Raw genomic sequence first — 5875 nt, 5'->3', positions numbered from 1 at the left:
GCGGCCGCCCCGCCGCCGCAACCGCCGGCGGGGGGCGGGGCGGGGCCCCCCCACGCCCGCCGTCCGGTCGGAACCCGACGCCTACGACCTACTGGGCACCGGTCTTGATCTTGATGGCCGCGGCCACCAGGCCCGCGAAGAGCGGGTGCGGGCGGGTCGGGCGCGACTTCAGCTCCGGGTGCGCCTGGGTGGCGACCAGGTAGGGGTGCACCTCGCGCGGGTACTCGACGTACTCGACCAGGTCGCCCTTCGGGGACAGGCCCGAGAAGACCAGGCCGGTCTTCTCCAGGTCCGCGCGGTAGGAGTTGTTGACCTCGTAGCGGTGGCGGTGGCGCTCCTCGACGTACTGCTCGCCGGCGTACACCTCGCGGACGATGGAGCCCTCGGCGAGCTTCGCCGGGTACAGGCCCAGGCGCATGGTGCCGCCCAGGTCGCCCTTGCCGTCGACGATCGCCAGCTGCTCGGCCATGGTCGAGATCACCGGGTGGGCGGCGGCCGGGTCGAACTCGGTGGAGTTCGCCTCCGGCAGGCCGGCCAGGTTGCGGGCGGCCTCGATGACCACGCACTGCAGGCCCAGGCACAGGCCCAGCAGCGGGATCCGGTTCTCGCGGGCGTAGGTGATCGCGGCGACCTTGCCGTCCACGCCGCGGTCGCCGAAGCCGCCGGGGATGCAGACCGCGTCGACGTCGCCGAGCTGCTCCTGGGCGCCCTCGGGGGTCAGGCAGTCGTCCGAGGTGACCCACTTGATCTCGACCCGGGCGTTGTTGGCGAAGCCGCCGGCGCGCAGCGCCTCGGTCACCGACAGGTACGCGTCGGGCAGGTCGATGTACTTGCCGACCAGGGCGACCTTGACGATGTGCTGCGGCTCGTGGACGCGGCGCAGCAGGTCGTCCCAGGTGGTCCAGTCGACGTCGCGGAACGGCAGGTCCAGGCGGCGCACCACGTAGGCGTCCAGGCCCTCGCCGTGCAGCACCTTCGGGATGTCGTAGATCGACTTGGCGTCGATGGCCGCGACCACGGCCTCCTCGTCGACGTCGCACATCAGCGAGATCTTGCGCTTGATGGCCTGCGGCACCTCGCGGTCGGCGCGCAGCACGATCGCGTCGGGCTGGATGCCGATGTTGCGCAGCGCGGCGACCGAGTGCTGGGTCGGCTTGGTCTTGAGCTCGCCGGAGGGGCCGATGTACGGCAGCAGGGAGACGTGCACGAAGAAGACGTTGTCCCGGCCGACCTCGTGGCGGACCTGGCGGACGGCCTCCAGGAACGGCAGCGACTCGATGTCGCCGACGGTGCCGCCGACCTCGGTGATGACGACGTCGACGTCCTCGGTCGCCATCCGGCGGATCCGGGACTTGATCTCGTTGGTGATGTGCGGGATGACCTGGACGGTGTCGCCCAGGTACTCGCCGCGCCGCTCCTTGGCGATGACCGTCGAGTACACCTGGCCGGTGGTGACGTTCGCCGAGCCGTGCAGGTTGGTGTCGAGGAAGCGCTCGTAGTGGCCGATGTCCAGGTCGGTCTCGGCGCCGTCGTCGGTGACGAAGACCTCACCGTGCTGGAACGGGTTCATGGTGCCCGGGTCCACGTTGAGGTACGGGTCGAGCTTCTGCATCGTCACGCGCAGGCCGCGGGCCTTGAGCAGGGCGCCCAGGCTGGAGGCGGTGAGCCCCTTGCCGAGCGAAGAGGCGACACCCCCGGTGACGAAGAGGTGCTTGGTCGTCACGGCGCGGCCGCTGGCCGACTTGCCGGAATGGGGCTGTGCCAAGAGGGGGCTCCCGTGGGTCGCGTGTCGAGGAGTGACTCCCGGTGGCCGGGCCTCCCGCTCGTCCGCGTCGACGAGGCTGCACGCCGGTGCTCCGGCGGGGTCGTCGAATCGGCGGATCCGGGGTGGCCCTCAGCTTGTGCTGCCCACCAGTCCACGGGATACCAGGGTATCAGCGCACCGGAGGGGACGCCGTCCCGCCCGGCGCGGCGCGCTGGCCGGCCCGCCCCGCGGGCGGGTGGAAGGATCACCTCCGGATGGTCCCGAAGGATCACCCGGGCCCGCCCCGACTCCCCCGCACGGACCAGCCGGGCTGGTCAGTTCGGTGCGAGTACGGGCCCGGCGGCCGCCTGCGGGTGCCCGCGGTGCTCCGGGCGACGTATTCTGCACGGACGCATCGCCGACAGCAGAGCACGCGGGAGGGCGACGGGGTCCGGCCGACTCCGATCGGTCCCCGATGCGCGACCGGAATCCTCCCCGTCACACCCACCGGCTTCGGCCGGGGGCCGCACCACCGGCCCCGTCGGGCACCCCACGAGCCCTCCACCCGCCCCGCGGACCTCGAGAGCGCCCCGGCCCACCGGATCCGGTCCGCCGCGCCCAGCCGTCGACGCAGCCACATCGCGAACTTGGAGACCCACGTGGCCGGCCGTATCGAGGACTACGCACTCATCGGGGACATGCAGACCGCCGCCCTGGTCAGCAGGGACGGAGCGGTGGACTGGCTGTGCCTGCCCCGGTTCGACTCGCCGGCGGTCTTCGCCGGCCTGCTCGGCACCGATGAACACGGGTTCTGGCGGATCGGCCCCGCCGAGCCCGTGGGCGCGGCCCCCGCCGTACCGGCCCCCACCGCCTCCCCGGCCGACACCGGCGAGCTGCGGGTTCCCCCGCCCACCGCGAGCGCCCCGGCGCTGCCCGCCGACCGGCGCACCTACCGCGGCGACTCGCTGATCCTGGAGCAGGAGTGGGACGCCCAGGGCGGCACCGTCCGGGTGATCGACTTCATGCCGCCGCGCCACCTGCTCGGCACCCCGGACGTCCCCCAGATGATTCGGATCGTCGAGGGCGTGGCCGGCCGGGTGCGGATGCGCTCGGCGGTGCGGATGCGGTTCAGCTACGGCAAGGTCGTCCCGTGGGTGCACCGGGTCGAGCAGCCCGACGGCGGGCACCGCACCGTCGCGGTGGCCGGCCCCGACTCGGTCTGGCTGGACGGCGAGGCCGAGACGTACGGCCGCGACCTCACCACCTACGCCGACTTCACGGTGGCCGCCGGCGAGCGGATCGCGTTCGCGCTGACCTGGCAGGCCTCCCACCTGCCCGCGCCGACCCCGCCGGACCCGGAGGACGCGCTGGAGGCCACCGAGCAGTTCTGGCGCGAGTGGGTCGGCCAGTGCACCTACCAGGGCCCGTACCGCGAGCCCGTGGTCCGCTCGCTGATCACCCTCAAGGCGCTGACCTACGCCCCCACCGGCGGCATCGTCGCCGCGCCCACCACCTCGCTGCCCGAGGACATCGGCGGCGAGCGCAACTGGGACTACCGCTACACCTGGCTGCGGGACGCCGCGATCACCCTCTCCTCGCTGCTGCGCACCGGCTACCGCGAGGAGGCCCGCGCCTGGCGCGAGTGGCTGCTGCGCGCGGTGGCCGGCGACCCGGAGAACCTGCAGATCATGTACGGCATCGCCGGCGAGCGCGAGCTCACCGAGTCCACCCTGGACTGGCTGCCCGGCTACGAAGGCTCGCTGCCCGTCCGGGTCGGCAACGGCGCCGCGGGCCAGCTCCAGCTGGACGTCTACGGCGAGGTCGTCGAGGCGCTGCACCTGGCCCACATGACCGGACTCGTCCGCAACGACCACGCGCACCAGCTGCAGCTGAAGCTGATCAGCTACCTGGAGAAGCACTGGCGCGAGCCCGACGAGGGCATCTGGGAGGTCCGCGGCCCGCGCCGGCACTTCGTGCACTCCAAGGTGATGGCCTGGGTCGCCGTCGACCGCACCATCCGGCTGCTGGAGGACACCGGTACCGAGGGCCCGCTGGAGCGCTGGAAGGCGCTGCGCGAGGAGATCCACACGGACGTCTGCGAGCGGGGCTACGACGCCGAGCGCAACACCTTCACCCAGTACTACGGCGGCCGCGAGCTCGACGCCTCGCTGCTGCTCATCCCCCAGGTCGGCTTCCTGCCGCCGGACGACAAGCGGGTGATCGGCACCATCGAGGCGATCCAGCGCGAGCTGTCCACCGAGGACGGCTTCGTGCTGCGCTACCCGACCCACGACGAGCAGGGCACCAACGTGGACGGCCTCTCCGGCCACGAGGGCGCCTTCCTGGCGTGCTCGTTCTGGCTCGCCGACGACCTGGCGATCATCGGCCGGGTCGCCGAGGCCCGCGAGCTGTTCGACCGGCTGCTGGCGCTGCGCAACGACGTCGGCCTGCTGGCCGAGGAGTGGGACCCGCGGGCCAAGCGCCAGGTCGGCAACTTCCCGCAGGCGTTCAGCCACGTGCCGCTGATCGACACCGCGCTGCGGCTCACCGCCTGCGGCGGGGCCTACCTCTCCTCGCAGCCCGAGCCGCGCTGAGCGTGGCCGGGCCCACGGGCCGCGCCGGCATCCGGCGCGGCCCCCGCCGTCAGCGGTCCCGCTGGACCAGTTCGTCGTAGGTGGAGAGCACCTGGGCGACGGTGTCCGCCTCGTCCGGCCAGGTGCGGGCCTGCTGGTGGGCCGCCTCCACCAGGGCGTCCCGGCGGTCCCGGTCGGTCAGCACCTCGCGGACGGCCGCGGCGAGCGCGGCGGCGTCGCCCGCCGGGACGAGCACGGCGGCGTCGCCGACCAGCTCCGGCACCCCGCCGACCGAGGTCGACACCACGGGCAGGCCGGCCCGCATCGCCTCCTGGACGACCAGCGAGCGCGCCTCCCAGCGGCTGCTGACCACCAGCACGTCGGCCGCGGCCAGCAGGTCGGGCACGTCGGTGCGGTAGCCGAGCAGCTCGACCGGGAGCTTCCCGGCGGCGACCCGGTCGCGCAGCGCCCCCGCCTCCGGGCCGTCCCCGGCGATCACCACCAGCGGGTCGAGGTCGGCCAGCCGGCCCACCGCGTCCAGCAGCAGTCCGAAGGACTTCTGGGCGACCAGGCGGCCGATCGCCAGCACCACCGGGCGGTCCGGCCCGTCGGGCCCGTCCGCGCCGGCCCGGGCGAGGAGTGCGGCCCTGGTGGTCTCCCGGGGCACCGCGGCCGGCGGCGACGGCGGCGCGGCGATCGGGCCGAGCCGGGCGTCCGTGGCACCGAGCTCGCGGGCCCGCGCCACCAGGTCCGAAGAGGCGCCCAGCACCAGGTCGGCGGCGCGCGCGACGCGGCGCTCCATCAGCCGCTGGAGGCGGCGCTCCATGCCGGTGGCGAGCATCGCGTGGTGCGAGGTGACCACCAGCGGGGTCTGCGGGCGAAGGCCCGGGAAGCGGCCCGCGGTGCGCAGCGCCAGGTCGGAGAGCAGGCCGGCCCGCAGCCCGTGGGCGTGCACCACGTCGGATCCGGTGAAGGCCCGGCGGAGTTCGCCGATCGCGGCGGCGTCGCTGCGGGCGCCCGCGGTGGCCGTGATGTCCACCGCATGGAAGCGCGCCCCGCTGCGGGAGAAGCCGAACAGGGCGTCCGCGGCCTCCGGGGCGCAGACCGTCACGCCCACTCCGTGTGCGACCAACCCCTGGGCGAGCGAGCGCACATGGGCGCCGATCCCCCCGGTGCCGGTCGACAGGACGAGCACCACGCGCAGCTGGCCGGGTCCTTCATGGGCCGCTGCGGCGCTCTGGGCGGCGGAATGGTCCACGTCGTCTCGCTCCGACTCGATCAGGTGACGAGTGCCGTCGCCGGACCCCGGCCCGGCCCGGTTCGGCCGAGTGGTGCCCCCGCCCGCCGGTGGGCGGGGAGAACGGGTCCCGCGGACGGCTCTCGGGACTGGAAAGCCATTGTCCAGCCGCCACCATGCCAGGTCCGGCCGGGTCTTGGACAGTCGGCACCGTCCGCGGGCGCGTCGCCGCCGGCACCCCCCCCCCCCCCGGCGCGGGGGGCCGGGCCCCGGGGGGCCCCCCCCCCCCGCCCCCCCGGGCGCGGGCGGGGGGGTGGTAAC

3 protein-coding genes are annotated in these 5875 nt (G+C 74.4%); 1 reads left to right on the top strand and 2 read right to left on the bottom strand.

Features of this window, described 5'->3' with window-relative positions:
• Positions 1 to 88 precede the first annotated feature (88 nt).
• The gene (locus tag ACFV0G_RS31930; protein WP_380555555.1) at positions 89 to 1765 is read right to left on the bottom strand and encodes a CTP synthase; all 1677 of its coding nucleotides are present in this window, start codon (positions 1763 to 1765) and stop codon (positions 89 to 91) included.
• 638 nt (positions 1766 to 2403) lie between these two features.
• Here ACFV0G_RS31930 and ACFV0G_RS31925 point away from each other — a divergent pair.
• The gene (locus tag ACFV0G_RS31925) at positions 2404 to 4338 is read left to right on the top strand and encodes a glycoside hydrolase family 15 protein (protein WP_380555553.1); all 1935 of its coding nucleotides are present in this window, start codon (positions 2404 to 2406) and stop codon (positions 4336 to 4338) included.
• 49 nt (positions 4339 to 4387) lie between these two features.
• Here the strand turns inward: ACFV0G_RS31925 and ACFV0G_RS31920 are convergent, their stop codons facing one another.
• Entirely contained in the window at positions 4388 to 5575 is a 1188-nt protein-coding gene (locus tag ACFV0G_RS31920; protein WP_380555551.1) for a glycosyltransferase family 4 protein, read from the bottom strand.
• Positions 5576 to 5875: the final 300 nt, after the last annotated feature.

It is taken from the genome of Kitasatospora sp. NPDC059571 (assembly GCF_042735675.1).
Classification (GTDB): domain Bacteria; phylum Actinomycetota; class Actinomycetes; order Streptomycetales; family Streptomycetaceae; genus Kitasatospora.
This window is presented reverse-complemented; position numbering and strand designations above follow the sequence as displayed.